This is a genomic window from Methylosinus sp. LW4 (genome assembly GCF_000379125.1).
Taxonomy (GTDB): Bacteria; Pseudomonadota; Alphaproteobacteria; order Rhizobiales; family Beijerinckiaceae; genus Methylosinus.
On record NZ_KB900626.1, the window covers coordinates 3,863,068 to 3,888,442 of the forward strand.

Here is a 25,375-nt window from a genome sequence, read left to right on the forward strand (position 1 = left end):
CGAAAATGGGGCGTCGATTCCTTGCCGAAGCGTCAATCTTCATGGCGAAGGCTTCGTAAATGCGGTCTCTTCGCAGCTCGGCGCGTCGCCGCCTTCACAGGCTTAGCGATTGGTGAATCGTCGGCCTCTTCGCGTGGTCCCGAAAGTGGAATTGCAGCACGAGACGCGCACAAACCCTGTCCGAATCGGGGGCGTTGAAAATGGGACGTCGATTCCTTGCCGAAGCGTCAATCATCATGGCGAACGCTTCGTAAATGCTGTCTCTTCGCGGCTCGGCGCGACGCCGCCTTCACAGGCTTAGCGAGTGGTGAATCGTCGGCCTCTTCGCGTGGTCCCGAAAGTGGAATTGTAGCACGAGACGCGCACAAACCCTGTCCGAATCGGGGGCGCCGAAAATGAGGCGTCGATTCCTTGCCGAAGCGTCAATCATCATGGCGAAGGCTTCGTAAATGCGGTCTCTTCGCAGCTCGGCCCGTCGCCGCCTTCACAGGCTTAGCGAGTGGTGAATCGTCGGCCTCTTCGCGTGGTCCCGAAAGTGGAATTGCGGCACGGGACGCGCACAAACCGCGTCCGAATCGGGAGCGCCGAAAATCGGCCGCCGATTCCTTGCCGAAGCGTCAAAGAACAGGGTGAACGCTTCGCAGCTTCGCGGTGAAGCGTCACTCTTCACCACCGCCGCCCTCGCGCGACCATTCCTTCACGCGCGCCAGATGGTCGTAATCGCTGTAGCGCGAGGCGAACTCGACCCATGGCCGCGAGGGATAGGGCGTGTCGGCGAGACGAAACTGATTCAGCAGCACGAAGAGATTGGCGCGATGCTCGGCGACGACGTCGCCGAAACCCTTGTCCTTGAATTTCAGCCATTGCGTCTCGCCGCCGCTCTTGCCGCCGAGCCGCACATAAGCGGCGCCGGCGACGCGCGGCGCGCCGACGGAGTCGAAGGCGCCGGCCTCGATCATCGCCGCCTCCAATGTGAGCTGCGGCGAGAAGCCGGCGCCGACCTGTGAGGCGGTCGGCGGATTGCCGGTCTTGTAATCGAAGACGAAAGCTTCGCCGCTCGCATCCACCTCTATGCGATCGGCGACGCAGGAGAGGGTGAAGACGCTGCCGTCGGCGAGCGTCAGCTTCCAGCCGGCGCCTTTCTCGATGAAAATCTCGCGCGCCTGCTCGCGGCGCTCGCGCTCGAAGGCGAGCGCATGATCGAGCCCGGCCTCTATGCGCGGCCAGTCGAAGGCGAGGAAGGATGGATTGTCCAGGAACTCGCCGAGCTCGGCGCGCGCGATCTCGACGAGCAGCGCGCGGGCGTCTTCGGGCAGCGGGCCTTTGGGATGCGCCTCCTGGAATTTCGCCAGCGCCGCATGGATCGCGACGCCGATCTCGCGCACGCCCTTGGGCGCGCCGAGCGGCGGCAAGGGCGGCAGGCGCAGAATAGATTCCGCGAAGACGGAATAGGGATCGCGGCGCAGCTTTTCGATGCGCGTGACGCTGAGCCGCGTCGGCCGCAGCTCCACGGGCGGGCGCGGCAGCGGGCGCGATATGGCGCGAATCTCCTGTGGGCGATCCAGCGCGGCGGCGAGCGCGCATTTTTCATCGCCGCGCGCCTTGCAGGCGGCGAAAGCCTCGCCCGAGAGCGCCGCCAATCGCGCGATGAGGCGCGACGCCACGGTCGGCGCGCCGTCGCGCTTTTTCGCGCGGCTGACGACGACTTCCGCCGCGCCGAAGGCCATGGAGAAGTCATGCGCCGTCTGGCCGATGCGGCGCTCCGGCGGCGAGAGGCCCAATTGCCGGCGCATGGCGCGATTGAGAAAGGCGCCGGATTCGGCCTGCGGCGGCCAGATCGTCTCGTCGAGCCCGGCGAGCAGCACGAGATCGGCGTCGAGAAGGCGCGCCTCCAGCAGGCCGAGAATCTTGAGGCGCGGATGCGCGCGTTTCGGGGAGGGCGCGCTCGCCTCGAAGGCGAGACGGTCGAAGAAGGAGGCGTAGCCGGCGGCGTCGAAGACGAGCGCGCTGCCTGCGGCCTCCAGCGCGTCGAAGAGCTGCAGCAATTGCTCGACGCCCTCGCCGGCGGGCTCTTCGCCGGCGATTTTCTCCAGCGCCAGCGCATGGGCGCGCGCGCGCTCGCCGAGGCGCGCCTCCGGCGTGAGCGCGGCGAGCGGCAGCAGCGCTTCGTCGAGGCGGGCGAGGAGGTCGTCGATCGCGCGCCAGTCCTCCTCGCGAATGCGCTTCAGCGCCGGATGGGCGTGCGTCTCTTCGGCGAGCTGGCGCGCCGGCGTGGCCATGGCGGCGAAGGAGCCGCCGCTCTCGACATTGCGCAGCACGGCGATCTCGACCAGCGGAGCGAGGCGCTCGATCTCCGCGCGCTCGAGGCCGAGGCGCGTCAGCGGATGGGCGAGCAGAGCGGCGGCGTCGATCGCCGACGCGCCGTCCTCCGCCGTGGCGGCGATGAGCCGCGCCAGAGCGCCGATCGGCGTCGCGCCCAGCGGTCGGCCGGCCGAATCGTCGACCTCCACGCCCCAGCGCGCCAGCTCGGCGCAGACGCGGCGGGCGATGTCACGGTCGGGCGTGATGAGCGCCGCCGTGCGGCCCGGCGTCTCCAGCGCCTCGCGCATGGAAAGGGCGAGCGCCAGCGCCTCCTCGCGCTCGTCCGCCGACTCGATGAAGGAGACGCCGGCGAGCGCTTCGGCGAATCCCTCGGCCGCGGCGGCGCGGAAGTCGCGCCAATAATCGGTGCAATCGGCGGGGCGCAGCGCCTCGGCCAGCAGCCGCGTCCGCGCCTGCAGCACGGGCGGAGCGGAGCCGATGGGGCGGACCTCCTCGCGCGTGACGCCGATCGTGGAGAGGAGACGCTTCAGCAAGGTCTGCGGATGGGTGAAGCTCGGCTCGTCGCGCTCGCTCTCGCCATCGTCGCCGACCCTGCGCCAGGCGGCTTCGTCCAGCTCGAGATCGAGGCCGGGCAGGATCACCGCGCCGCGCTCCAGCCGGGCGATCGCCGCCAAAAGGCGCGCCGTCGCCGGATGCGCGCCGGTGGAGCCGAGCGCGATCACCGGGCCGCGCGCGCCGCCGCGCTCCAAATGCGCGATCTGCGCCTCGATCAGCGCGGTCTGCCGCGCGGCGCGGTCGATGAGGCCGCGGGCGCCGAGAATATTCGGCCAATCCTCGAGCGCGATTTTCAGAAAATTGGCGGTGATCGCAAAGAAGCGGTCATAGGCCTCCTCCGCGAGGCCGGCGAGCGCGCTCGCCTCCAGCTTCTCGATCGCGAATTCGTCGATCAGCCGCGCCAGCTCGCCGGAGAGCGCATAGGCGCTGGCGGGGGAGGGGGCGATCAGCAGCATCTCGCGCGGGTCGTGCTCGACCGCGCCGGTCGAATCGATGGAGACGATGGCGTGGCGCAGCGCGCGCGCCCATTGCAGCGTCAGCTCGGCCAGGATCAGCCGCCGGTCCAGCTCCTCTATCGCCGGCGCCAGCGCTTGCTCCTGGGCCGCCTCGCCGGAGTCGAGATCGACATGAAACAGCGCGGCGGCCTCCTGCTCGTCGAGATCGCCGAGCGGCAAGATGCGCGGCAGCAGCGCCGCCGGCGCCTCGATCGCCGTGGAGAATTGCGCCGCCAAAGCCCGCGCGGCGCGCTGTGTCGGCACATAAATGGTGGTAGCGGCCAGAGCCAGCGGCCCGCTCTCGCGCGAGAGGCTGGGGATGATCGCGCCATCCAGCAGGGCCCGCGTGAAGGCGCCCAGAAAGGGGGCGCCAGGGGCTATGGAAAATACGTAGCGAGGCGCCATTTCTCTACTCGGCGGGTGGAAAGAAAGCATGAGCGGAGCAATTCACATCTGAATTCTGTGTATTGCGCGTGATTGCGGAATTGAAACCCGCCGGTAGAGGAGAATACTCCGGGGCGGCGACCGTGGCGATGGTTTGGCGGCGCGCCGGCTTTTTCGAGAGCGAATGGGTTTCGAGGGAACTCGCCGATGGACCGATCGTCGAGCGATTCGCACGCCGAGCTCCGAGAGACTTCCGCGTCGACACGGCCTTCGCGCCGTGCGGCCGGGGGCGGGGAGGATTTGCGCCTCGCCGATACGGCGCGGCTCGAGGCCGTTCTCGACTCTCTGTCGGACGCAGTGCTCACAATCGACGCGAAAGGCGTGGTGGCGGCCGCCAACGCCGCGGCGGGACAGATGTTCCGCTGCGCGGGCGACGCGCTGCTGGGCGTCGAGGCCGCGAAGCTGCTGCCCGAATGCCGCCTCGCCGCCGCCGAGCGGCGATCGGACGCGCTGGCGCGGCGCCCGGACGGCTCCGCCTTCCCGGCCGCGCTCACCGTGACCGAGACGCGCGGCGCGCTTCGCCAACGCATCGCCGTGATTCGCGATCTCACCGAGGAGCGCGCCACCGAGGCGCTGCTCTGCGAGCTGCGCTCGGAGCTCGCCTATGCCGGGCGGCTCGCGGCGATGGGCGAGCTGGCGGCGGCGCTCGCGCATGAGATCAACCAGCCCTTTTCCGCCATCGCGACCTACGTCCGCACCGCGCGCTGGCTGCTGCAGCGCAAGCCCAAGCAGAGCAGCGAGGTCGAGGATATTCTGGACAAGGCGGGGGCGCAGGCGATGCGCGCCGGCGACATCGTGCGGCGCTTGCGCGAATTCGTCACCCGCGGCGAATCGGTGAAGACGGTGCAGAGCCTCAGCGCTCTGGTCGAGGAGGCGAAATCGCTGGGCGTCGCCAGCGCGCGGCAGGTCGGCGCGCAGATCAGCGTCGCCGCCAAGGCCGAGAATGACGAGGTTCTCGCCGATCGCGTGCAGATCCAGCAGGTCATCGTCAATCTCATGCGCAACGCCGTCGAGGCGATGGACGGCGCGCCGCGGCGGGAGCTGTCGCTCTCCACCTCCGCCGCCGACGGCTATGCGCGGCTCGACGTGGCCGACACCGGCCATGGTCTGAAGGATGGCGCCAGCGCGCTGTTTCAGCCCTTCCGCAGCAGCAAGGCGAGCGGAATGGGCATAGGGCTTTCGATTTCCCGCTCCATTGTCGAGGCGCATGGCGGCCGCATATGGGCCGAGCCCAATCCTCACGGCGGCGCGATTTTCAGCTTCACGCTTCCTCTCGCGGAAAGGGCCAGCCTATGAGACCAGCGCCGTTCGTGCACCTCGTGGACGATGATCCGGCGATCCGCGACGCGCTGACGCTGATGTTCCGCTCGCGCGGCTTTCGCTCGCGCGCCTATCGCGCGGCGGAGGAATGTCTCGCCGAGGCGGGGCCGAAGACATCGGGCTGCATCGTCGCCGATATGCGGCTGCCGGACATGACCGGCGTCGAGCTGACGCGGCGGCTGCGCGCCTCCGGGGCGACGCCGCCCGTGGTCATCATCACCGCCTGCGCCGGCGCCTCCCTCGCGGTGGAGGCGATGGCGGCCGGCGCCAGCGATCTTCTGGAAAAGCCCTTCGACGACGAGGCGCTGCTCGCCTCGGTGCGGCGGGCGCTGGCGTCTCGGCGCGGCGAGGCCGAGAGCGACGCTGAGACGCGCGCCGTTCTCGCGCGTTTCGGCGCGCTGAGCGAAGATGAGCGCCGTGTGCTGGCGGGCGTCGCCAAAGGAAGGCCGAGCCGCGACATAGCGGAAGGGCTCGGCCTCGAATTGCGCGCGGTGGAGCTGCACCGCGCCAATATCATGGCCAAGGCCAATATCGGCACGCTGGTCGAGCTGGCGCGGCTCTCGGTGATCGCCGCCAGCGTCAAGGCGAGCGAGGGACGCGAGCCTAATCCGCCGCTGCGGCGCCGCCGTTCAAATCTTCGGGGCGCGGCTGCAGCATGATGTTGTAGCCGGCGTCGACGACGTGGATCTCGCCGGTCACGCCGCCCGACAGCTCCGACAGGAAATAGAGCGCCGAGCCGCCGATCTCGTCCAGCGTTATCATACGGCGCAAAGGCGCATGCGCCTTTTGGAAGGCGCCCATGGCGCGCGCGCCGGTGATGCCGGCGCCGGCCATCGTCCGCACCGGGCCGGGCGAGATGGCGTTCACGCGAATGCCGCGCGCGCCATAATCGGCCGCGAGATAGCGCACGGAGGAATCGAGCGCCGCCTTGGCGACGCCCATGACGTTGTAATTAGGCATCACATGCGTGCCTCCGCCGAAGGAGACGGTGAGCATGGTCCCGCCATTCTTCATCATCGCCGCCGCGCGTTTCGCCGCCTCGGTGAAGGAGAAGCAGGAGATGACCATGGTGCGGATGAAATTCTCGCGCGATGTGTCGGCGTAGAGGCCTTTCAGCTCGCTCTTGTCGGAATAGGCGAGCGAATGGACCAGAAAATCCAGCTCGCCCCATTCCTCCTGCAGCCGCGCGAAGACGGAATCGAGGGACGCGATATCTTCCACATCGCAAGGGATCACCAGATTGGAGCCGAGCTCCTCGGCGATCGGGCGGACGCGCTTGCCGAGCGCCTCGCCCTGATAGGTGAAGGCGAGCGAGGCCCCATGCCGCGCCAGCGCTCGCGCTATGCCATAGGCGATGGAATGATCATTCGCGACTCCCATGACAAGGCCGCGTTTGCCCTGCATGAGGCCCGTTGAAACCGTCATCTTTGGATGGTCCTATTCTCGTCAGGCGTCCGGGTGCTTGAACACCAGCGACGCATTGGTTCCGCCGAAGCCGAAGGAATTGGAGAGCACGGCGCGCAGAGCGACATTGTCGCGCCGCTGGCGCAGGATCGGCATATCGGCGAATTCGGGGTCGAGCTCCTCGATATTGGCGCTCTCGCAGATGAAGCCGTTCTGCATCATCAGCAGCGAATAGATCGCCTCCTGCACGCCGGTCGCGCCGAGCGAATGGCCGGTCAGCGATTTCGTCGCCGAGATCGGCGGGCATTTGTCGCCGCGGCCGAAGACCTCGCGAATCGCCTCGATCTCTTTCAGATCGCCGACCGGCGTCGAGGTGGCGTGCGGATTGATGTAGTCGATCGGAGTCTTCACGCCGGCGAGCGCCTGGCGCATGCAACGCATCGCGCCTTCGCCGGAAGGGGCGACCATGTCATGGCCGTCCGAGGTCGCGCCATAGCCGGCGAGCTCGGCGTAGATTTTCGCGCCGCGCGCCTTGGCCCGCTCATACTCTTCCAGCACCAGCACGCCGGCGCCGCCGCCGATGACGAAGCCGTCGCGGTTCTTGTCATAGGCGCGCGAGGCCGTCGCCGGCCGGTCGTTATAGGAGGAGGACATGGCGCCCATGGCGTCGAACAGCACGGAGAGCTCCCACTCCAGCTCCTCGCAGCCGCCGGCGAACATAATGTCCTGCTTGCCCCATTGAATCTGCTCATAGGCCGCGCCGATGCAATGATTCGACGTCGCGCAGGCCGAGGAGATGGAATAGTTGACGCCCTTGATCTTGAACCAGGTGGCGAGCGTCGCCGAGGCGGTGGAGGACATGGCCTTGGGCACGGCGAAGGGGCCGACCTTCTTCGGCCCCTTGGTGCGGGCGATATCGGCGGATTCGACCACGACTTTGGTGGAAGGGCCGCCGGAGCCCATGATGATGCCGGTGCGCTCATTGGAGATTTCGTCCGGCGCGAGGCCGGAGTCGAGAATCGCTTGATCCATGGCGACGTGATTCCAGGCCGTGCCCATGGCGTGGAAGCGCATGGCGCGGCGGTCGAGGATGGTCGACGGGTCGAGGGTCGGCGCGCCATGCACCTGGCAGCGGAAGCCGAGCTCGGCGTATTTGTCCGCCTTGACGACGCCCGACTTCGCCTCATGCAGAGAGGCGACGACTTCCTGCGTATTGTTGCCGATGGACGAAACGACGCCCATGCCGGTCACGACCACTCTTCTCATGTCCGAACTCCCTCGCGCCGGCGGGCTTTTGCTTTGTCCCGTCTGGTTTGGCGATTGTCTCGCGCGCCGCGATCGGCGCGCCGTCGGGCCGTCACGCGGCTTCCGGCTTGGCGAGACCGACCTTAAGGTCTTTCGCTTCGTAAATACGTTCGCCGTCCACCTCCACCCAGCCGTCGGCGATGCCGAGGACGAGCTTGGATTTGAACACGCGCTTGAAATCGACGCCGTAGCGGACGAGCTTGTTGTGCGGCCGCACCTGGCCGCTGAACTTCACCTCGCCGACGCCCAGCGCCATGCCGCGGCCGGGCAGATCCAGCCAGCCCAGGAAAAAGCCGGTGAGCTGCCACAGCGAATCGACGCCGAGGCACCCCGGCATCACCGGATTGCCCTTGAAATGGCAGTCGAAGAACCAGAGGCTCGGATTAATGTCGAGCTCGGCGCGCACATAGCCTTTGCCATGGGCGCCGCCCTCTTCGAAAATTTCCGTGATTCGGTCGAACATGAGCATGGGCGGCAGCGGAAGCTGGGCGTTGCCCGGGCCGAAAAGCTCTTCCCGCGCGCAGGCGAGCAGATCCTCATATCCGAAAGACGAGCGCCGTTCGCTCATGATGTTCCTTCTTGCGTCTGCGACGTGACGATTTCCGGCCGCGCTGCGGACCAGAAGCCGCATTCGTTAACATAGGCGCCCGCCGGGTCAAAGGGGGCGCGCGGCCTCGAGAGCGGTTTCGTCGGTCCACAGCGGCCCGCGGAGGAAAAGATTGTCTCTGCCGCCGAGCTTCCCTATTGTAACGAAAGAGACATGATGCGGGGCGGGAAGAACGGGCGAATGACGGTCGAGCAATTCACGGTCGAAACCTCCGAGCGGGCGCCGAGCGACGCCATGCGGCGGCTGCGCAGCCGGCTGATGGCGGCCGGCATGCGGCCGACGCGTCAGCGCGTGGCGCTGGGTGGGCTGCTGTTCGGCAAGGGCGACCGCCATGTGACGGCCGAGAAGCTCTTCGAGGAGGCGCTGGCCGACGATCTGCCGGTCTCGCTCGCCACCGTCTACAACACGTTGCATCAATTCACCGATGTCGGCCTGCTGCGCGAGATCGCGGTGGACGGCGCGCGCGTCTATTTCGACACCAATGTGTCGGAGCATCATCATTTCCTGGTCGAGGGCGAGGGGCTCGTCGATATCCCCGGCGCCCATGTGGACGTCGCCAGCCTGCCGCCGCCGCCGCCGGGCATGAGAATCGCCCGCGTCGATGTGGTGGTCCGCCTGTGCAAGGACGAGGACTGAGCGAGGGCGCCATCTCACTCGCTCGCGCCCCCTCCCCAGCCCTCCCCCGCTTCGCGGGAGAGGGAGCAGATGCGGCGCTTCATCGAAATTTCGCGACACGCCTGCCGCCGCCCTCTCCCGCGAAGCGGGGGAGGGTGAGGGAGGGGGCCTTCGCGTCCTCGGCCGAGTGAGCCTATCGGCTGGTCACTCTATCTTCTCGCCCGGATAGACGCCCCACAGGCCTTCCTGCTTCACATAGGCGTCGAAACCTTCTCCCGAGACGCGGCACCAGGCTCCGTCGCAGCGGCGCAGGCTGGCGACGACGCCGGGCGCGAGTTTCGCCACCGCCGTCGCACGATCGCTGGCGTAGGCGAGAATCGGCTCCTTCTTCCAGGGCGCGACGAGGGCGGTGCGGCGGCCGGAGAGCAGCGAATGCAGCACCCAGCCCTCGGTTCCTTCCGAATCGCGAATTTTCCGCCAAGTCTCGAATTCGGCGGTGATTTCGACAGGCAGGCCGGCGCGCTCGAAGACCCAGAGCGTCGGATGCTCCTTGCTCGGCCCTTCGTGAAGATTGACGCGGTCCGATTTGAGGCTGACATAACGCGGCAGGGGAAGGCCGGACGCCGAGCCGAGCTGCTGCTGCGCGTCGGCGCGCGCCGGCGCGACGGCGAGCAGAGCGGCGATGGCGAGCAGATCGACGGCGAGGCGGCGGATCGCGGCGGCCGCGCGTCGGCTCAAAAGGGGCTTTGCGTCCATTTCTACTCTTCTCCCGGAGCGCGCCCTTCGCAGATGCGAACGACGCCTCGTCTTGTCTTTGTCCCGCCATCTGCTAGGAAGTTCGATGGGAAAGGGGCGCGGGCGGCGAAACGCTCTTTTCATCCATCGTCGTTAAGACCTGGTTGAAGAGACGTCGAAACCGCTCCAAAGGCTCGATCGGCGGAACGGGCCTTCGGGCGCGCCGGAGAGCTTAGTCGCGCGAGGCGGGAGGACGAAGGGGAAGATGGCGAAAAAGAAGCCGCTCGTCGTGGTGACACGTCGGCTCCCCGAGGTGATCGAAACCCGCATGTGCGAGCTTTTCGATACGCGCCTCAATGTGAGCGACCGGCCGGCGACCCATGAGGAGCTCGTCGAGGCCGTCCGCACCGCGGATGTGCTGGTGCCGACGATCACCGACCGCATCGATTCCGGCCTCATCGGCCAGGCCGGCGACCAGCTCAAGCTCATCGCCAATTTCGGCAATGGCGTCGATCACATAGACGTCGCCTCGGCGCTGCGCCGCTCGATCACCGTCACCAACACGCCCGGCGTCCTCACCGAGGACACGGCCGATCTCACAATGGGCCTGATACTGGCCGTGGCGCGTCGCCTCGTCGAGGGCGCGCGCACCATTCCAGACGGCTCCTGGGGCGGCTGGTCGCCCACCTGGATGCTCGGCCATCGCATCACCGGCAAGCGCCTCGGCATCGTCGGCATGGGCCGCATCGGCCAGGCGCTGGCCCGCCGCGCCAGCGCTTTCGGCCTCTCCATCCATTATCACAATCGCCGCCGCCTGCCGGTCGAGATCGAGGACCAGCTCGAGGCGACCTATTGGGAATCGCTCGACCAGATGCTGGCGCGCATCGACATTCTGTCGATCCACTGCCCGCATACGCCGGCGACCTATCATCTGCTCTCCGCCCGCAGGCTGAAGCAGCTGCGCCCGCACGCCATCATCGTCAACACCGCCCGCGGCGAGATCGTGGACGAGAACGCGCTGATCCGCATGCTGGAGGCGGAGGAGATTTCCGGCGCCGGCCTCGACGTCTTCGAGCATGAGCCGGCCGTCTCGCCCAAGCTCGTCAAGCTGGCCAAGGCCGGCAAGGTCACGCTGCTGCCGCATATGGGCTCGGCCACCAATGAGGGCCGCGTCGACATGGGCGAGAAAGTCATCATCAACATCAAGACCTTCATGGACGGGCACCGCCCGCCGGATCGCGTTCTGCCCAGCATGTTGTGAGGGCGCGTTTCCGCTCCTCTCCCCGCGCGCGTCGGAGCTTTCCGGCGCATTTCCGTTCGGAAAAAAACCACAAGACGCGCGCCATTCTCCTGAAGCGATTCGCTCGAGGGTCGCTCTCAACAAGGATCGAAGGATGAGACGATTTCTGACCGCGCTTCTGGTCGGCCTCGCCGCCTGCGGCCCCGCGCTGGCCAAGGGCAAGCCGGCGCAAAAGGAGAAGGATCAGCAGGAGGCGACCGCGCAGGAGCCGCCGCCGAACTACAAGCCGTTCCCGCATAATTATATTTTCAATCTCAAGGACATAAACGGCAAGGCGCCGCCCGCCGACATTTGGATTCGCATCGACACGACGATGCGCGGCTCGGGCTTCTCGGGCTGCAAGTCATGGTCCGGCGTTTTCGTCGTCGGCGGCAATCGGCTCGGCCCCAAGGCCATGCCCGCCGTCGCCGACGCCAAATGCGATCCGGCTCTGCAGGCGATCGAGCGCGATTTCTGGCAGGTGATGCTGTCCGGCCCCTTCTGGGACCTGCAGGGCTCGGACCTCGTCCTCAAGGGCGCCAAGGGCGGCGTGCTGCGCTTCACCCGCTCGCTCTGAAAGAGCCGGCCGTTCAATCCCGCTCCGGCGGCGGCTCAGCGCCGCCCGGCCTGACTCGCGATGCGTAGCAGCGCGCGTCCCGCCTCCATCTCCGCCAGCGCGGCATTGGCGCGGGCGCGATGATTGGCGTCGCGTAGCGCGGGCAGCAGAGCCGCCACTTTCGCCGCGGACCAGATGCGCAAATGCTGCTCTAGCTGCGGCCGCTGCGAGAAGCCGAAGCCGCTGCGCATCAAAATCGTGATCCCAAAATCCGGCCGCCCCTCGCGATCCACGGTGAGCCGCGCGCGATGCAGCGCCATGGCGTAGCGCAGCGCGCCGTTCAGTAGCTGCCCAGCGTCGCCGCCGCCGGCGACCGCTCTGTCGAAAGCGTCGCCCGCGGCGTCGGCCTGCCCCGAGAAAGCGTCCAGCACCAGGCGATCGGAGGCGATATTGGAGGCGTGCGCGACGATCTCCTCGACATCGCCGGCCTCGATCGCGCGCGCGCCATGCTTGTAGAGCATCAGCTTGGCGAGCTCGGAACGGCTCATGCGGCGATCCTCGCCGAGCGCCGCCTGCAGCAGCAGCCGCGCTTCCGGCGTGACGGAAAAGCCCGCCTCACGCAGGCTATTGTCGATCAGCGCATGCAGATCCTGCTCATCGTCTGGATTGCATTCGATCGCCGCGGCGATCTTGGACGGCTCGATCAGCTTGCGCAGCGGCGCGTCGCGCTTCAGTGCGCCGGCGGTCAGCACGACGGCGCAATCCACAGGCGGCGCGGCGAGCAATTGCTCGAGCGGCGAGACGATGGATTTGCCGCCCGTCTCGACGATGATCGCGCGCCTGCCGCCGAACAGCGGAATCGTATTGGCCTCGTCGAGCAGCGACAGCGGATCGGCGGCCACTGCGTCGCCGCTCATCTCCACGCATTGAAACGGATCATGCCGATCGTCGACGCGCTGCGCGACAATGGCGAGCGCGCGCTCGCGCACGAGGCCGGAGTCGGCGCCGTGGAGCAGGAACATGAAGATATTGGCCGGTGGCGCCTTCACGAAGCGCTCGGCGTCGCGGGTCTTGATGGCGGTCATGGGCGTGCGCGAGCGAATGGCGAATAGGGAGTAGCGAATAGCTCTACTCGCTACTCCCTATTCGCTATTCCTCTCACTTCGCCAAAGCCGTCGACACCCGCGTGCGAATCATGTCGGAGATGACCTTGGCGTCGCGAATCTCGCCGTCGCGCGCGGCGCGCACATTGGCGAGACGATTGCTGAAACGGTCATAGCTGGCGACGCCGAAAGCGACGCCTTTGGTGATGATCTGCTCGTCGGCGATATTGATGAGCTTATATTCGGCGTCGACGATCACCGTCGCCGATGTCGCGCGGCCGGTGACGGTATCGAGAATCGGCGTCTGCACGCGCTCTTTCAGCTCGACCTTGAGCCGATAGCGCGGCGGAACGTCCGAGCCTGTGCCGTTCAGGGCGAAGATCAGCTCATTGCGGACGTAATGGCCGATGCGGTCGGGAATGGGATCGACCGCGACCGCCTGCAGCTCCGCCGCCAGCGGCGAGTCGGTTCCGATGGGGCCATAGAGCGGCTGCACCGTGCAGGCCGAGAGCGCCAGAGCGGCGATGGCGGCGACCAGTGGCTTGGACCGCGAGCCTTCAGGCTCGCTCTTCGCGCCGCGAGCCTGAAGGCTCGCGGTCCTGGCGCGCCGTTCAAACGACCACATTGACGATCCTCTTGGGAACGAGAATGAACTTCTTCAACGGCTTGCCTTCCATGGCGCGCAGCACGGCCTCCTGCGTCAGCGCCTCCTCGCGGATCGTCGCCTCATCGGCGTCATGGGCCACGAGAATCTCCGCGCGCTTCTTGCCGTTCACCTGCACCGGCAAGCTTATCATGTCCTGCGCGACGAGAGTAGGATCGGCCTCTGGCCAGGGCGCCAGCGAGACGATCTCGGAATGGCCGAAATCGCTCCAGCACTCTTCCGCCACATGCGGGGTCATCGGCGCGATCAGCTGCACGAAGACATCCGCCGCCTCGCGGAAGGCGAAGGCGAGATCGGCGGAGACCGGGACCGTCTCCACCTTGTCGAGCGCGGCGGTCAGCTCATTGGCGTATTCGCGAATGCGGGCGATCGCCGTGTTGAAGCGCAGGCGCTCTATATTGTCGCCGACGGCGGCGATGGTGCGATGCGTCGCCTTGCGAACATCCAGCGCCGCCGCGCCGAATTCGGCCGGCGCCGCGGCGCCGACGGGCGCCGCGGCATTGGCCAACTCGCCGGCCAGGCGATAGACGCGCTGCACGAAGCGCCAAGCGCCCTGCACGCCTTCCTCCGTCCACACGACATCGCGGTCGGGCGGCGAATCGGAGAGCACGAAGAGACGCGCCGTGTCGGCGCCATAGCTGGCGATAATATCGTCCGGGTCGACCGTGTTGCGCTTCGACTTGGACATTTTCTCGATCGCGCCGATCACGACCTCCTCGCCGCCCTCGATGAGGAAGGCGCGGCGGCCCTTGTCGCCGGTCTCGAAACGCAGCTCGCTGGGCGCGATCCATTTGCCGGAGGCGGCGCGATAGGTCTCATGCACCACCATGCCCTGGGTGAAGAGGCCGGCGAAAGGCTCGGCGACGCCGCCATGGCCCGTGTCGCGAATGGCGCGCGAGAAGAAGCGCGAATAGAGCAGATGCAGAATCGCGTGCTCGATCCCGCCTATGTACTGATCCACCGGCAGCCAGCGCGCGAGCTGCTCCGGCGCGGCGGGCGCCTTCTCATTGTGCGGATCGGTGAAGCGCGCGTAATACCAGGACGAATCGACGAAAGTGTCCATCGTGTCGGTTTCGCGCCGCGCGGCGGCTCCGCATTTCGGACAGGCGACATTCTTCCATGTCGGATGATGGTCGAGCGGATTGCCCGGCCGGTCGAATGTCACATCCTCCGGCAGCTTCACAGGAAGATCGGCGTCCGGCACGGGCACGACGCCGCAATCCGGGCAATGGATGATGGGGATGGGACAGCCCCAATAGCGCTGCCGCGAAATGCCCCAATCGCGCAGCTTGTAATTGACCTTGCGCTCGCCTTGCGGACGGCCGTGCAACTGCGCGGCCTCGAGGCGCTTGGCGACCTCCTCCTTCGCTTCCGCGACGGTGAGCCCGTCCAGGAAGCGCGAGTTGACGAGCCGTCCCTCGCCGTCGAAGGCGGTCTCATCGACGATGAGAGTCGCAGGATCGACGCCCTCCGGGCAGACGACCGGCGTCGCGCCGAGGCCGTAAGCATTGGCGAAATCGAGGTCACGCTGGTCATGCGCCGGGCAGCCGAAGATCGCGCCCGTGCCGTAATCCATCAGGATGAAATTGGCGACATAGACGGGCAGCGTCCAAGACGGATCGAAGGGATGCACGACGCGCAGGCCCGTGTCATAGCCCTTCTTCTCGGCGGTCTCGATCGCCGCCACCGACGTGCCGATATGGCGGCACTCTTCGGCAAAGGCAGCGAGCGCCGGGTCGCTCGAAGCCGCTGCGCGCGCGACCGGATGGTCGGGCGCCAGAGCGACGAATTTTGCGCCGAACAAAGTGTCCGGCCGCGTGGTGAAGACCTCGATCTCGCCCGCAGGATCGCCGGCGATGGCGAAGCGCGCCAGCAGGCCTTCCGAGCGGCCGATCCAATTGCGCTGCATCAGCCGCACCTTCTCCGGCCAGCGATCGAGCGTGTCGAGCGAGGTCAGCAGATCGTCGGCATATTTGCCGATGCGCAGGAACCATTGCGTCAGCTCGTGCTGCTCCACCAGCGCGCCGGAGCGCCAGCCGCGCCCGTCCACCACCTGCTCATTGGCGAGCACGGTCATGTCCACCGGGTCCCAGTTGACCTTGGACTGCTTGCGATCGACGAGGCCGCCGGCCAGAAAATCCAGAAACAGCTTCTGCTGATGCTTGTAATAGGCGGGGTCGCAAGTGGCGATCTCGCGCGACCAGTCCAGCGACAGCCCCATGGATTTGAGCTGCGTCCGCATGCTGGCGATATTGGCGTAGGTCCAGGTCGCCGGATGCGAGCCGCTCTGCTGGGCGGCGTTCTCCGCCGGCAGGCCGAAAGCGTCCCAGCCCATGGGATGCAGCACGTCGAAGCCCTTGGCGCGCTTGTAGCGGGCGATGACGTCGCCCATAGAGTAATTGCGCACATGGCCGACATGGATGCGCCCCGACGGATAGGGGAACATTTCCAGCACGTAATATTTCGGCTTCTTCGCGTCGCCGGAGGTGAAAACCTGCCGCTCGTCCCAAATCTTTCGCCATTTGGGCTCGGCCGCGGCGAAGTCGTAGCGTTCTGGTCTCATGGGTCCGAGCGGTCCTGATCGAATTGCGGAGTTTCGCCTGTAATGCCGGGCGGGGCGGGGCTTGTCAAAGGCGCCTCTCGCCGCGAAGCGGGGCGCGTGCTATATCCGGGCCATGTCGGCGCAAGTGCTCTTCAACCCCCTCGCCTATATCGATCGCCTCACCCGCGGCGGCTTCTCGCCCGAGCAGGCGCGCGCCTCCGCCGAGGCGCTGGAGACGGCCTTCTCCGAGAGCGTGGCCACAAAGGCGGACATCGGCGATGTTCGGCACGATATGGAATTGCTGAAGCGGGATCTCGCCGAAGTCGAGGGGCGGCTGAAGCGAGAGCTCATCGAGGTGGAAGGCCGCGTGAAGCTGGAAGTCTCTCAGACCAAGACGGATATTCTCCGCTGGGTGTTCGGCTTCAATCTGGTTCTCATCGGCGCCATTTTCACAATTTTGAAATTCGTCCGCTGAGGCCGCATCTTCCATGACCGTCGTCGACCGGCTGAACGCCGCCAAGGACGCCATCTCCTCACGCGCCCGCGATTGCGGCCGCGATCCGGCCGAGATCACCCTCGTCTGCGTCACCAAGACCTTTCCGGCCGAGGCGGCGGTTCCGCTGCTCGAAGCCGGCCATCGCGTCTATGGCGAAAATAAAGTGCAAGAGGCGCGCGCCAAATGGGGCGAGCTGCGCCAGCGCTTTTCCGGCGTCGAGCTGCATCTCATCGGCCCGCTGCAATCCAATAAGACGCGCGAGGCGGTCGAGACTTTCGACGTCATAGAGAGCGTCGACCGGCCCAAGATCGCCGAGGCCCTCGCCGAGGAGATGCGCCGCCAGGGCAAGCGCTTGCGCCTGCTCGTGCAGGTCAACACGGGCGCGGAGCCGCAGAAGGCCGGGGTGCTGCCGCAGGACGCCGACGCTTTCATCGCCGAGTGCCGGCAGAAGCATGGGCTGGAGATCGCCGGGCTGATGTGCGTGCCGCCGGTGGGCGAGCAGGCCTCGCCGCATTTCGCTCTGCTCGCCGAGATCGCCGCCCGCAACGGGCTGAAGGAGCTGTCCATGGGCATGAGCTCGGATTACGAGCTCGCCATTCAGCTCGGCGCCACGCATGTGCGCATCGGCTCGGCCATCATGGGCGAGCGCGACTATTCGAAGCCCTAACCCACCACGATCCGCGCGCCCTTCGCCAGACGCGGCAGCAGCCGCGCCATATCGCGCGCCCGCAGCGCCACGCAGCCGGCCGTCGGGCTCAGCGTCTCCGTCGCTATATGGAAGAAAATGGCGCTGCCGCGCCCCAGCACGCGCGGGCGGATGTTGTAGTCGAGCACGCCGACGACGTCATAGAGACGGTCGGACCGCCAGAGCCGCTCATGGCCGAGCGGCGTCTTCCCCCGCAGTGGGCGATTATAAAGGAAGGACCAAGCGTCGTCGCACCAGAGATCATCCGGGCGCGTGAAGCGCGCCGCGACGAGGCGCGGCGCCGCCGCCCGCCCGCGCCGCAGATAGACGGAGAGCAGTGCAAAGCTCCCGGCCGGCGTCGCGCCATCGCCCTCGCGCTTGCGGCGCGTGATCCCGGAGCGGCCGAGCGCGCAGGGAAGCACGAGATCGCCGGCGATCAGCCGGCCCTCATGCGGGCGGCCGCCGATCCGCCGCGCGACCTTCAGCGTCGACACCCCGCCATGATGGCGGGAAAAACCCTCGATCATGCGCTAATCCTTCCCCGCGCGCGCCGCGCCTTGAACGGCGCTCGTCCTTGGCCGATCATGGGCGCGAGAGCCCACTCCCGGAAGCGCCAATGACGGAAGCGCCGACGCCGCGCAACATTTTGCTCCTCGCCGGCGCGGGATTGCGCGCCTCGCTCACGGAGCAGCTCGCCCGCTATCCCGAATTCGCCGTCGCGCCCGCCGCCTCCGCGCAGGAGGCGACGCGCCTGCTGGACGAAGGCGGCTACGACATCGTGCTGGCCGAGGCGGAGATCGGCGAGGCTTTCGCCCATGACGTCCGCGAGCGCTTCCATGGCGCGATCCTTCTCATCGGCGCGCCGAGCATCCCCGGCGCTTGCGATTATATCGCGCGGCCGTTTCGTTTCGCCCATCTTCTCGCGCGGCTGCGGGCGAAGGGGGAGCGCGAGCCGCTCCTCGTCGCCATCGGCGCCTTCCGCTACCGTCCCGGCGCCTTCGAGCTGACCGACGCCGCGCAAAAGCGCCTGCCGCTCACCGAGAAGGAGGCCGAAATATTGACGCGCCTCGCCGCGGCGCGCGGCGCGGTGGTGACGAAAGACATGTTGCTGCGCGAGGTTTGGGGCTATCATCCGACGGTGACGACCCGCACGCTGGAGACTCATGTCAGCCGGCTGCGCCGCAAGATCGAAACCGACCCCGCCGAGGCCCGCCTTCTTCTCACCGAAAAGAACGGCTATCGGCTGGTCTTCTCCCCCGCGCGTTGACCGCGCGGCGCCCCGAGGAAAGCAGCCGGGACATGGCTCTCGACGACGATATCGCCAATCTGAGGCGCATTCCCCTGTTCGAGGATTTCGAGGTCGAGGCGCTGCGCCTTTTGACCTTCAGCGCCGAGACGAAACTGCTGCGCGCCGGCGACGCGCTGTTCCGCCGCGGCGAGGCCTCCGACGGCGGCTATATTCTCACCAATGGCTCGATCGCGCTGGAGAAGCACGACGACGGACGCCCCGCCGAGAAAGTGCTGCGGCCCTTCGCGCTGATCGGCGAGACTGCGCTCATCACCGAGACGACGCGTCCGGTCACGGCAATAGCGCGCGAGCCGGCGACCATCCTCAAAATCACCCGCGCGCTGTTCCTGCGCATATTGGAGGAGTTTCCCAACACGGCGACGCGCGTGCGCGCCCGCGTCGCCACGCGCCTGACGCAGCTGGCGCAGGAGCTGAAATTCGAGGCGTGAGCGGTCGTCGCACGGCGCCCGCGCGCTGCCATTGGCAAATGTTTCTTTTGCGTCGAAGTAAGGAGGAGAAAATGCGTGATCCGTTCAAATCCGGGCTTTTCGCCGCGCTCGGCGTGACATTCACCCTCGCCCTGTCCACGGGAGGCGCGCTCGCCGGCGTCACCAGCGTCGCGAGCAAATCCATCGTCGCGCCGCAGAGCGCGATAGAGGAGGCGCATTACAGCCGCCGCCCGCATCGACATTACGTGCGTTACACGACTCATTATCGGCCGATCCGCCGGCATCATGCGCTGCGCTATTACCGCGGCTATGATCCCGCGGCGGCGGTCGTCACCTCGGCGGCGGTCGGCCTCGTCGCCGCCGGCGCCTATTCGCCCTATTACGCCTATCCCTATCCTTACGACTATGGCTACGGCTATCCCTATTACGGCTATGGCTGGGGCGGCGGGCCGGTCGTCTATGGCGGCGGCTGGGGCTATCGTCCGCGCTATTTCGGCGGATGGGGCGGCGGCTACCATCGCGTCGGCGGCTGGGGCGGCGGATGGGGCCATGGCGGCTTCGGTCACGGCGGCTTCGGTCACGGCGGCTTCGGCCACGGCGGCTTCGGTCATGGCGGATGGGGCGGCGGAGGCTTCCATCATGGCGGCTTCGGCGGCGGCTTCCATCATCGCTGAACGGCCACTCTGACGGCGAGGCGGCGACGCCTCGCCTTTTCGTTCGTTTTGTCGCATTCCCGCGGCAGGCTCCCTCGCTATTCTCGAAAGCGATTCGGCGAGGCCCGCGCCCGCCGGGAAAAAGCGAAACGAAACGAAAGAGAGAGAAATGGCGTCAGACCAGGAGAGCGGCGCGCCCATCGCCGGGCGCTTCGCCGAGCACGAGGCCCGCGCGGCCGTCCTCGCCGAGCTGCACGCCCGGCCTTTCCTGCCGATCACGCTGCCGCAGCGCGTCTATCATTTCGCCTTCGCCACCAATGAGGAGGAAGCGCGCGCCGACCGCGCCGCCCTCGCAGATCTCTGCCGCGCCCATATGCTGGTTCCGCGCCCCGGAGACGCCAAGTTCCAGCGCCTCTCGATCGGCGATTGGCGGCTGCGCTGGGAGCAGCATACGGAATTCACCACCTACACCTGGTCGACGGACAAGGACTCCGGCGAGCCCTTCACCCATCCCGATCCCATCGGGACCGGCGAGATCGCCTTTCGCGCGCCGGGCCGGCTGATCGTCGCCACCCATCTCTGCGCGCTCGAGAGCGGCCATTCGCACGAGCCCTATGTCGGACTGTTCAACTCGCAGAGCCTCTGCGTCATTCGCGCGGCCAAGGGCGCCGCCCATGTGATGACCGATTTCGCGGTCGATCCATTCGGCTTCACACGACTTTTGGTGAAGGAGAGCGCCATTGGCGCGCTGGAGACCGGGCGGCTGATCCAGCGCGTGCTGGAAATCGAGACCTATCGGACGATGGCTCTGCTCGGCCTGCCGGAGGCGCGCAGCGCCGGGCCGGAGCTGCGCGCCATGGAGCGCGAAATCTCCGACATCACCCAGGCGCTGAGCCAGACCCAGGACATGCGCACCAGCCGCGATCTGCTGAAGCGGCTCAGCGATCTATTGGCGCAGAGTGAGGCGCTATCGACGCGCACGGCCTTTCGCTTCGGCGCGAGCCGTGCCTATCACGCCATCGTCAAGAACCGCCTCAACCTCCTGCAGGAGGCGAAGGAGAGCCAATATACGACCATATCGGCCTTCTTCAGCGCGCGGCTCGATCCGGCGATCGAGACCTGCAACGCATTCGAGACGCGGCAGGCGCGCCTCGCGCGGCAGGTGGAGCGCGCCACCGATCTGATGCGCACCGGCATCACCTTCGAGATGGAGCAGCAGAACCGCGATCTGCTCGACGATATGAATCGCCGCGCGCGGCTGCAGATGCGCCTGCAAAAGCTGGTCGGCGGCCTCTCCATCGCGGCGCTCAGCTATTATGTCGCCGGCCTCTCGCTCTATTTCTTCAAGGGCCTGAAGGACGCCGGCGCTCTGCCCTTCGGCTTCACCGGCGAGGAGGCGGCCGCGGCGGCCATGCCCTTCGTCATTCTCGGCGCCTGGTCTTTCTGGCAGCGCGTGAAGCGCCTCTCCGCCAAGGCGCAGGAAGAAGAGAAGGTGAGCTGACGGCGGATCGGCCTCAGAGCTTTGGCGAAACCATCGCCCCCTGTCTCGCCTGCATCAGCGAGCGAGACAAGGGGCGCTTTCGTTTCTTTCGATCAATGCGCCAGCGCCTTGACGATCTGCTCGACGGTCTTCTTGGCGTCGCCGAACAGCATCATCGTGTTGGGCCGGAAGAACAGCTCATTCTCGACGCCCGCATAGCCCGAGCCCATGCCGCGCTTCAGGAAGAGAACCGTCTTCGCCTTCTCGACGTCGAGGATCGGCATGCCATAGATCGGCGATTGCGGATCGGTCTTGGCGGAAGGATTGGTCACGTCATTGGCGCCGATGACGAAAGCGACGTCGGCCTGGGCGAATTCGGAATTTATGTCCTCGAGCTCGAAGACCTCGTCGTAAGGAACATTGGCCTCGGCGAGCAGAACATTCATATGGCCGGGCATGCGGCCGGCGACCGGATGAATGGCGTATTTCACCTCGACGCCTTCCTTCTTCAGAAGGTCCGCCATCTCGCGCAGCGCGTGCTGCGCCTGCGCCACCGCCATGCCATAGCCCGGCACGATGATGATCTTGCCGGCGTTCTGCATGATGTAAGCGGCGTCCTCCGCCGAGCCCTGCTTGACCGGGCGCTTCTCCACCGCGCCGCCGGCCGTCGCCGTCTCGCCGCCGAAGCCGCCGAGAATGACGGAGACGAAGGAGCGGTTCATCCCCTTGCACATTATGTAGGAGAGGATGGCGCCCGAGGAGCCGACCAGCGCGCCCGTGATGATGAGCGCGAGATTGCCGAGCGTGAAGCCTATGCCCGCCGCCGCCCAGCCCGAATAGGAGTTGAGCATGGACACGACGACCGGCATATCGGCGCCGCCGATGGGAATGATGAGCGTCACGCCAAGCGTGAATGAGACGAGAATGATGAGGAAGAGCCAGAAGCCGCTCTCCGTCGTCGCGAACAGAACGATGAAGCCGAGCAGAGCGAGGCCGAGCAGAATATTGATCGTGTGACGCTCGGGCAGCAGGATCGGCTTGCCGCTCATGCGCTCGTCGAGCTTCAAGAAGGCGATCACCGAGCCGGTGAAGGTGATCGCGCCGATCGCCGCGCCGAGCGACATTTCGAAGAGGCTGCCGCCCTCTATATGGCCGGGCGCGCCTATGCCGAATGCCTGCGGGGCGAAAAAGGCGCTGCCGGCGACGAGCACAGCGGCGAGGCCGACGAGAGAATGGAAGAAGGCCACGAGCTGCGGCATCTTCGTCATCTCGACATGCTTCGCCACATAGGCGCCGACGCCGCCGCCCGCTCCGGCGCCGATCAATATCAGGATCAGCGCGCCGAGCGGCGGCAGGCGCAGCAGCAGAGTCGTACCGACGGCGACGCCCATGCCGATCATGCCGTAGAGATTGCCTTGCCGCGACGTCGCGGGCGAGGAGAGGCCGCGCAGCGCCAGAATGAACAATATGCCGGCGGCGAGATAGAGAAGGACTGCGAGATTGCCGCTCATGGCTCAGCCCTTCTTCTTATACATGGACAGCATTCTCTCGGTGACGAGGAAGCCGCCGAATATGTTGACGCTGACGAGGGCGAGCGCGATGAAGCCGAGCCAGCGCGCGACCGAGGAGCCGCCGGAAGCGTCCGGGCCCGTATCGACGCCGACAGAGAGCAGCGCGCCGACCACGATGACGGAGGAGATGGCGTTGGTGACGGACATCAGCGGCGTGTGCAGCGCCGGCGTCACCGACCAGACGACATAATAGCCGACGAAAACCGCCAGCGCGAAAATCGCGAGGCGGAAGACGACCGGATCGACGCCGCCGGTCAGACCGTGCGAGGAGGCCGCCGCCGCCACTTGCGCCAGCTGGTCGGAATAGGCTTGCGCCTGATCGGCGAGCTGCCGCGTCGCCTCGGCTGCGCGGCGAGCCGTTTCGAGCATTTGCTGAGTCGTGTCGGATGCCATGTGCCAACGCCCTTTCTTCGCGCGGCCCTCGCGGGGCCGGCGCGATCAAGCCGCAAATCGCGAATCGATGACGGCGCCGTCGCGGGTGAGGGCCGTCGCCTTCACCAATTCGTCGTTCCAATCGATGGCCAGAGTCTTCGTCTCTTTGGAGATGAGAGTCTCGACGAAGGCGAGCAGGTTTTTTGCGTAGAGGCTGGAGGCCGTCGCCGGCAGGCGGCCGGCGAGATTGACCGCGCCGACGATTTTCACGCCATTGTCGACGATCGTTTCGCCCGGCTTGGTCAGCTCGCAATTGCCGCCGCGCTCGGCGGCGAGATCGATGATGACAGAGCCGGCGCGCATGGAGCGCGCCGCCGCCGCCGAAATGAGCTTGGGCGCCGGCCGGCCGGGGATCAGCGCCGTCGTCACGACAATATCCTGCTTGGCGATATGCGCCGCCACCAGCTCCGCCTGTGCGGCCTGATATTCCGGCGACATTTCCTTGGCGTAGCCGCCGGAAGTCTCGGCCTGGCGGAACTCGTCATTCTCGACCGCGATGAATTTCGCGCCGAGCGATTCCACCTGCTCCTTGGTCGCGGGCCGCACGTCGGTCGCCGAGACGATGCCGCCGAGCCGGCGCGCCGTGGCGATCGCCTGCAATCCGGCGACGCCGACGCCCATGATGAAGATTTTCGCGGCCGGGACGGTGCCCGCCGCCGTCATCATCATCGGAATGGCGCGGCTATATTCCGCCGCCGCGTCGATGACGGCGCGATAGCCGGCGATATTGGCCTGAGAGGAGAGGACGTCCATCACCTGCGCGCGGGTGATGCGCGGCATGAATTCCATGGCGAAGAGCGTCGCGCCGGTCTGGGCGAGGGCGGCGAGCTCTTTCTCATGTCCGAAAGGATCGGCGATGGCGACGACCGCCGCGCCGCGCGCTATGCCGGACAGCTCGCCCGGCGCCGGTCGGCGCACGCGCAGCACCACCTCGGCATTATCGGAGGCGGCTGCGGCGCTCGGCGCGATCGCCGCGCCGGCGGCGGCGTAATCGGCGTCGGAGAAGCCGGACAGCGATCCAGCGCCCGATTGGACCACGACTTCTGCGCCGAGATTCTTGAACTTTTTAACGGTTTCCGGCGTCGCGGCGACGCGCGTCTCGTTCTTGTCGGTCTCGGCTTGAACAGCAATGCGCATTGACGAAACTCCATTTTGCGGAGCGTCGGGTCCGCGTGGCCGGATGGCCGCGCGGTTTCGCATTCGGTCAGAAACTGTGGAGGGAACCTGTGGAGCGGCGCATCGGCGATCGACGCGCCGGGTCTTTTTAGCGCGCGAGGAAGAAATACAGCAGCAGCAGGGTGACGACGCTGGCCGCCGTTCCCACCTTCAGCAGCGTCAGAAAGCCGTTATAGGTGGCGAGATGCTCCGCAATGTCTGACGAAGTCTCGTGATGATTGGCCATTGCTCTCCCCCGCGTGCTCTTGCGTTTGCGCTCCGTCCGTCGAGGGGCGAAGCAGAATCATGCTAGACGAGCGCGCGCCGTCCTGCAATGTCGCAATCGTCGCGGTCTGCGGGGCGACGGCGCGGGCGGGGCGCGACGGGAATCAGGGCGGCGAGCGGACGAAGAGGATGGCGCCATTGGCGCGGGCGAATTCTTCCGTGCAGATGGCGCCGGTTCGCCCTTTCAGCCGCAGGCCGCCGGCCAGCGCCTCGAGGCTGGCGTTTTCCCTGACGCGGACATGGCGCACGCAGACGGCGCCCTCGGGCGAGAAGCCGGCCTCGAACTCATGTGCGGGATCATTGCCCGGCGATTGCACGCCGACGAGATCGTAAATGTCGATCGGCTGGCCGTTGCGCGTCGTGCCCCTGCCGTCGCCCGCGTAATCGGCGCGCACGAGGCGCACGCAGGCGTCATAGAGCGCGCGGGCCGTCGGCGCGCCGTCGCGCGTCTTCCACGGATGATAGCCGAAGCGCACGCATTTGCCCTGCGCGCCGCCGGTGCAGGTCAGCTCGAAGACGCCGGGCTCGGCCGGCGCGATCGTGCCGTCGCCGCGCGCGCGGCCGGCGAGGGGAAAGCCCTGGCGGCGGCCGTCCGGGCCGGGGTCGCACAGGTTCTTCCATTCTCCTTCGGCCGTCCGATAGGAGAAAGTATGAAGCAGAACCTCGGAGGAGGGGGCCGCCGCGCGGGCGGCGTCGCCGGGGTCCGGCTCGACCGCTTCGATACGGATTTTCGTCTCGCCGCCAGCGCCGGCGATCGTCAGCGTCGCCCCGACGAGATCGGGCGAATAGAGCACGCGTCCGTCGGAGAGCGTCGCCTTGAACTGCGTTCCCTCGACGTCGAGCGAGACCATTTGCGCCGCTCGGACCTGTGCGCTCGCCGCTAGCGAGACAAAGACGCAGAGCGCGAGAGAAAAGAGATTGCGGTTCGCCATGTCG

The 25,375-nt window shown here is 66.9% G+C and carries 25 protein-coding genes; 11 read left to right on the plus strand and 14 right to left on the minus strand.

The features are described 5' to 3' along the window. Positions 1–659 precede the first annotated feature (659 nt). Positions 660–3,776, minus strand: coding sequence for a double-strand break repair protein AddB (addB, locus tag METLW4_RS0119260; RefSeq protein WP_018267872.1), 3,117 nt, complete (start codon positions 3,774–3,776; stop codon positions 660–662). A gap of 279 nt (positions 3,777–4,055) precedes the next feature. Between addB and METLW4_RS0119265 the strand changes: the two genes are divergently transcribed. Then, positions 4,056–5,111 (plus strand): sensor histidine kinase, encoded by a 1,056-nt coding sequence (locus tag METLW4_RS0119265; RefSeq protein WP_245258474.1) that lies wholly within the window; start codon positions 4,056–4,058, stop codon positions 5,109–5,111. Then, positions 5,108–5,794, plus strand: a complete 687-nt coding sequence (locus METLW4_RS0119270) for a response regulator transcription factor (RefSeq protein ID WP_018267874.1) — start codon at positions 5,108–5,110, stop codon at positions 5,792–5,794. The genes METLW4_RS0119265 and METLW4_RS0119270 overlap by 4 nt, the downstream gene beginning before the upstream one ends. On the opposite strand, the gene fabI is transcribed toward METLW4_RS0119270, so the two are convergent. The 3 genes from fabI to fabA form a co-directional block, all read right to left on the minus strand. Further along, complete coding sequence (gene fabI, locus METLW4_RS0119275; protein ID WP_018267875.1) at positions 5,739–6,560, minus strand: enoyl-ACP reductase FabI; 822 nt, start codon at positions 6,558–6,560, stop codon at positions 5,739–5,741. The genes METLW4_RS0119270 and fabI overlap by 56 nt on opposite strands. 21 nt (positions 6,561–6,581) lie before the next feature. After that, positions 6,582–7,805, minus strand: a complete 1,224-nt coding sequence (gene fabB, locus METLW4_RS0119280) for a beta-ketoacyl-ACP synthase I (protein WP_026191640.1) — start codon at positions 7,803–7,805, stop codon at positions 6,582–6,584. Between the two features lie 91 nt (positions 7,806–7,896). Then, entirely contained in the window at positions 7,897–8,412 is a 516-nt protein-coding gene (fabA, locus tag METLW4_RS0119285) for a 3-hydroxyacyl-[acyl-carrier-protein] dehydratase FabA (RefSeq protein WP_018267877.1), read from the minus strand. Between the two features lie 273 nt (positions 8,413–8,685). On the opposite strand from fabA, the gene irrA reads away from it, so the two are divergent. Next, a complete protein-coding gene (gene irrA, locus METLW4_RS0119290) occupies positions 8,686–9,087 on the plus strand; it encodes an iron response transcriptional regulator IrrA (protein WP_036295536.1) in 402 nt (133 codons plus the stop codon). A gap of 183 nt (positions 9,088–9,270) precedes the next feature. Here the strand turns inward: irrA and METLW4_RS0119295 are convergent, their stop codons facing one another. Next, positions 9,271–9,822: an SH3 domain-containing protein gene (locus tag METLW4_RS0119295; RefSeq protein WP_018267879.1), complete on the minus strand. Its 552-nt coding sequence runs from the start codon at positions 9,820–9,822 to the stop codon at positions 9,271–9,273. Positions 9,823–10,066: 244 nt separating this feature from the next. Here METLW4_RS0119295 and METLW4_RS0119300 point away from each other — a divergent pair, with 244 nt between their 5' ends. Next, positions 10,067–11,062, plus strand: a complete 996-nt coding sequence (locus METLW4_RS0119300; RefSeq protein WP_018267880.1) for a 2-hydroxyacid dehydrogenase — start codon at positions 10,067–10,069, stop codon at positions 11,060–11,062. 133 nt (positions 11,063–11,195) lie between these two features. Further along, positions 11,196–11,657: an META domain-containing protein gene (locus METLW4_RS0119305; RefSeq protein WP_018267881.1), complete on the plus strand. Its 462-nt coding sequence runs from the start codon at positions 11,196–11,198 to the stop codon at positions 11,655–11,657. A gap of 35 nt (positions 11,658–11,692) precedes the next feature. On the opposite strand, the gene holA is transcribed toward METLW4_RS0119305, so the two are convergent. The 3 genes from holA to leuS form a co-directional block, all read right to left on the minus strand. Then, positions 11,693–12,721: a DNA polymerase III subunit delta gene (gene holA, locus METLW4_RS0119310; RefSeq protein WP_018267882.1), complete on the minus strand. Its 1,029-nt coding sequence runs from the start codon at positions 12,719–12,721 to the stop codon at positions 11,693–11,695. 73 nt (positions 12,722–12,794) lie between these two features. Next, the gene (locus tag METLW4_RS0119315) at positions 12,795–13,364 is read right to left on the minus strand and encodes an LPS assembly lipoprotein LptE (RefSeq protein WP_018267883.1); all 570 of its coding nucleotides are present in this window, start codon (positions 13,362–13,364) and stop codon (positions 12,795–12,797) included. Then, on the minus strand, positions 13,351–15,966 hold the full coding sequence (leuS, locus tag METLW4_RS0119320; protein ID WP_018267884.1) for a leucine--tRNA ligase: 2,616 nt from the start codon (positions 15,964–15,966) through the stop codon (positions 13,351–13,353). Before leuS ends, METLW4_RS0119315 begins: the two co-directional genes overlap by 14 nt. A 112-nt stretch (positions 15,967–16,078) precedes the next feature. On the opposite strand from leuS, the gene METLW4_RS25425 reads away from it, so the two are divergent. Next, positions 16,079–16,420, plus strand: coding sequence for a hypothetical protein (locus METLW4_RS25425; RefSeq protein WP_018267885.1), 342 nt, complete (start codon positions 16,079–16,081; stop codon positions 16,418–16,420). A gap of 13 nt (positions 16,421–16,433) precedes the next feature. Then, on the plus strand, positions 16,434–17,108 hold the full coding sequence (locus METLW4_RS0119330) for a YggS family pyridoxal phosphate-dependent enzyme (protein ID WP_018267886.1): 675 nt from the start codon (positions 16,434–16,436) through the stop codon (positions 17,106–17,108). Here the strand turns inward: METLW4_RS0119330 and METLW4_RS0119335 are convergent. Next, positions 17,105–17,653 (minus strand): L,D-transpeptidase family protein, encoded by a 549-nt coding sequence (locus METLW4_RS0119335; RefSeq protein ID WP_018267887.1) that lies wholly within the window; start codon positions 17,651–17,653, stop codon positions 17,105–17,107. The two genes, METLW4_RS0119330 and METLW4_RS0119335, sit on opposite strands and share 4 nt — an antisense overlap. Positions 17,654–17,742: 89 nt before the next feature. On the opposite strand from METLW4_RS0119335, the gene METLW4_RS0119340 reads away from it, so the two are divergent. From METLW4_RS0119340 to METLW4_RS0119355, 4 genes are all read left to right on the plus strand, one after another. Beyond that, a complete protein-coding gene (locus METLW4_RS0119340; RefSeq protein ID WP_018267888.1) occupies positions 17,743–18,393 on the plus strand; it encodes a response regulator transcription factor in 651 nt (216 codons plus the stop codon). A 32-nt stretch (positions 18,394–18,425) separates the two neighbouring features. Further along, a complete protein-coding gene (locus METLW4_RS0119345) occupies positions 18,426–18,863 on the plus strand; it encodes a cyclic nucleotide-binding domain-containing protein (RefSeq protein ID WP_018267889.1) in 438 nt (145 codons plus the stop codon). Positions 18,864–18,934: 71 nt separating this feature from the next. Beyond that, positions 18,935–19,537 carry a hypothetical protein gene (locus METLW4_RS27420; RefSeq protein WP_018267890.1) on the plus strand — a complete coding sequence of 201 codons (603 nt, stop codon included), beginning with the start codon at positions 18,935–18,937 and terminating at the stop codon, positions 19,535–19,537. A 148-nt stretch (positions 19,538–19,685) separates the two neighbouring features. Then, positions 19,686–21,017 (plus strand): DUF3422 family protein, encoded by a 1,332-nt coding sequence (locus METLW4_RS0119355; RefSeq protein ID WP_018267891.1) that lies wholly within the window; start codon positions 19,686–19,688, stop codon positions 21,015–21,017. Between the two features lie 92 nt (positions 21,018–21,109). Here METLW4_RS0119355 and METLW4_RS0119360 read toward each other — a convergent pair whose 3' ends face one another. The 5 genes from METLW4_RS0119360 to METLW4_RS26650 all read right to left on the minus strand — a co-directional run bounded on the left by METLW4_RS0119360 (position 21,110) and on the right by METLW4_RS26650 (position 25,371). Next, a complete protein-coding gene (locus METLW4_RS0119360; RefSeq protein ID WP_018267892.1) occupies positions 21,110–22,507 on the minus strand; it encodes an NAD(P)(+) transhydrogenase (Re/Si-specific) subunit beta in 1,398 nt (465 codons plus the stop codon). Positions 22,508–22,510: 3 nt separating this feature from the next. Beyond that, positions 22,511–22,960, minus strand: coding sequence for an NAD(P) transhydrogenase subunit alpha (locus tag METLW4_RS0119365; protein WP_018267893.1), 450 nt, complete (start codon positions 22,958–22,960; stop codon positions 22,511–22,513). Between the two features lie 45 nt (positions 22,961–23,005). Next, a complete protein-coding gene (locus METLW4_RS0119370; protein ID WP_018267894.1) occupies positions 23,006–24,136 on the minus strand; it encodes a Re/Si-specific NAD(P)(+) transhydrogenase subunit alpha in 1,131 nt (376 codons plus the stop codon). Between the two features lie 127 nt (positions 24,137–24,263). Further along, positions 24,264–24,401, minus strand: a complete 138-nt coding sequence (locus METLW4_RS0119375; protein WP_018267895.1) for an aa3-type cytochrome c oxidase subunit IV — start codon at positions 24,399–24,401, stop codon at positions 24,264–24,266. A gap of 142 nt (positions 24,402–24,543) precedes the next feature. Next, complete coding sequence (locus METLW4_RS26650; protein WP_018267896.1) at positions 24,544–25,371, minus strand: ADYC domain-containing protein; 828 nt, start codon at positions 25,369–25,371, stop codon at positions 24,544–24,546. Between the last annotated feature and the right edge of the window lie 4 nt (positions 25,372–25,375).

Coding starts and splice junctions, on each gene's coding strand:
- METLW4_RS27420 (WP_018267890.1), top strand. CDS start 18,935: ATGCGTGATCCGTTCAAATCCGGGCTTTTCGCCGCGCTCGGCGTGACA.
- METLW4_RS25425 (WP_018267885.1), top strand. CDS start 16,079: ATGTCGGCGCAAGTGCTCTTCAACCCCCTCGCCTATATCGATCGCCTC.
- holA (WP_018267882.1), bottom strand. CDS start 12,721: ATGACCGCCATCAAGACCCGCGACGCCGAGCGCTTCGTGAAGGCGCCA.
- METLW4_RS0119315 (WP_018267883.1), bottom strand. CDS start 13,364: ATGTGGTCGTTTGAACGGCGCGCCAGGACCGCGAGCCTTCAGGCTCGC.
- METLW4_RS0119345 (WP_018267889.1), top strand. CDS start 18,426: ATGGCTCTCGACGACGATATCGCCAATCTGAGGCGCATTCCCCTGTTC.
- fabA (WP_018267877.1), bottom strand. CDS start 8,412: ATGAGCGAACGGCGCTCGTCTTTCGGATATGAGGATCTGCTCGCCTGC.
- METLW4_RS0119335 (WP_018267887.1), bottom strand. CDS start 17,653: ATGATCGAGGGTTTTTCCCGCCATCATGGCGGGGTGTCGACGCTGAAG.
- METLW4_RS0119360 (WP_018267892.1), bottom strand. CDS start 22,507: ATGAGCGGCAATCTCGCAGTCCTTCTCTATCTCGCCGCCGGCATATTG.
- METLW4_RS0119340 (WP_018267888.1), top strand. CDS start 17,743: ATGACGGAAGCGCCGACGCCGCGCAACATTTTGCTCCTCGCCGGCGCG.
- METLW4_RS0119270 (WP_018267874.1), top strand. CDS start 5,108: ATGAGACCAGCGCCGTTCGTGCACCTCGTGGACGATGATCCGGCGATC.
- fabI (WP_018267875.1), bottom strand. CDS start 6,560: ATGACGGTTTCAACGGGCCTCATGCAGGGCAAACGCGGCCTTGTCATG.
- addB (WP_018267872.1), bottom strand. CDS start 3,776: ATGGCGCCTCGCTACGTATTTTCCATAGCCCCTGGCGCCCCCTTTCTG.
- METLW4_RS0119300 (WP_018267880.1), top strand. CDS start 10,067: ATGGCGAAAAAGAAGCCGCTCGTCGTGGTGACACGTCGGCTCCCCGAG.
- METLW4_RS0119330 (WP_018267886.1), top strand. CDS start 16,434: ATGACCGTCGTCGACCGGCTGAACGCCGCCAAGGACGCCATCTCCTCA.
- METLW4_RS0119295 (WP_018267879.1), bottom strand. CDS start 9,822: ATGGACGCAAAGCCCCTTTTGAGCCGACGCGCGGCCGCCGCGATCCGC.
- METLW4_RS0119375 (WP_018267895.1), bottom strand. CDS start 24,401: ATGGCCAATCATCACGAGACTTCGTCAGACATTGCGGAGCATCTCGCC.
- METLW4_RS0119305 (WP_018267881.1), top strand. CDS start 11,196: ATGAGACGATTTCTGACCGCGCTTCTGGTCGGCCTCGCCGCCTGCGGC.
- METLW4_RS0119355 (WP_018267891.1), top strand. CDS start 19,686: ATGGCGTCAGACCAGGAGAGCGGCGCGCCCATCGCCGGGCGCTTCGCC.
- METLW4_RS0119365 (WP_018267893.1), bottom strand. CDS start 22,960: ATGGCATCCGACACGACTCAGCAAATGCTCGAAACGGCTCGCCGCGCA.
- METLW4_RS26650 (WP_018267896.1), bottom strand. CDS start 25,371: ATGGCGAACCGCAATCTCTTTTCTCTCGCGCTCTGCGTCTTTGTCTCG.
- irrA (WP_036295536.1), top strand. CDS start 8,686: ATGCGGCGGCTGCGCAGCCGGCTGATGGCGGCCGGCATGCGGCCGACG.
- METLW4_RS0119370 (WP_018267894.1), bottom strand. CDS start 24,136: ATGCGCATTGCTGTTCAAGCCGAGACCGACAAGAACGAGACGCGCGTC.
- fabB (WP_026191640.1), bottom strand. CDS start 7,805: ATGAGAAGAGTGGTCGTGACCGGCATGGGCGTCGTTTCGTCCATCGGC.
- leuS (WP_018267884.1), bottom strand. CDS start 15,966: ATGAGACCAGAACGCTACGACTTCGCCGCGGCCGAGCCCAAATGGCGA.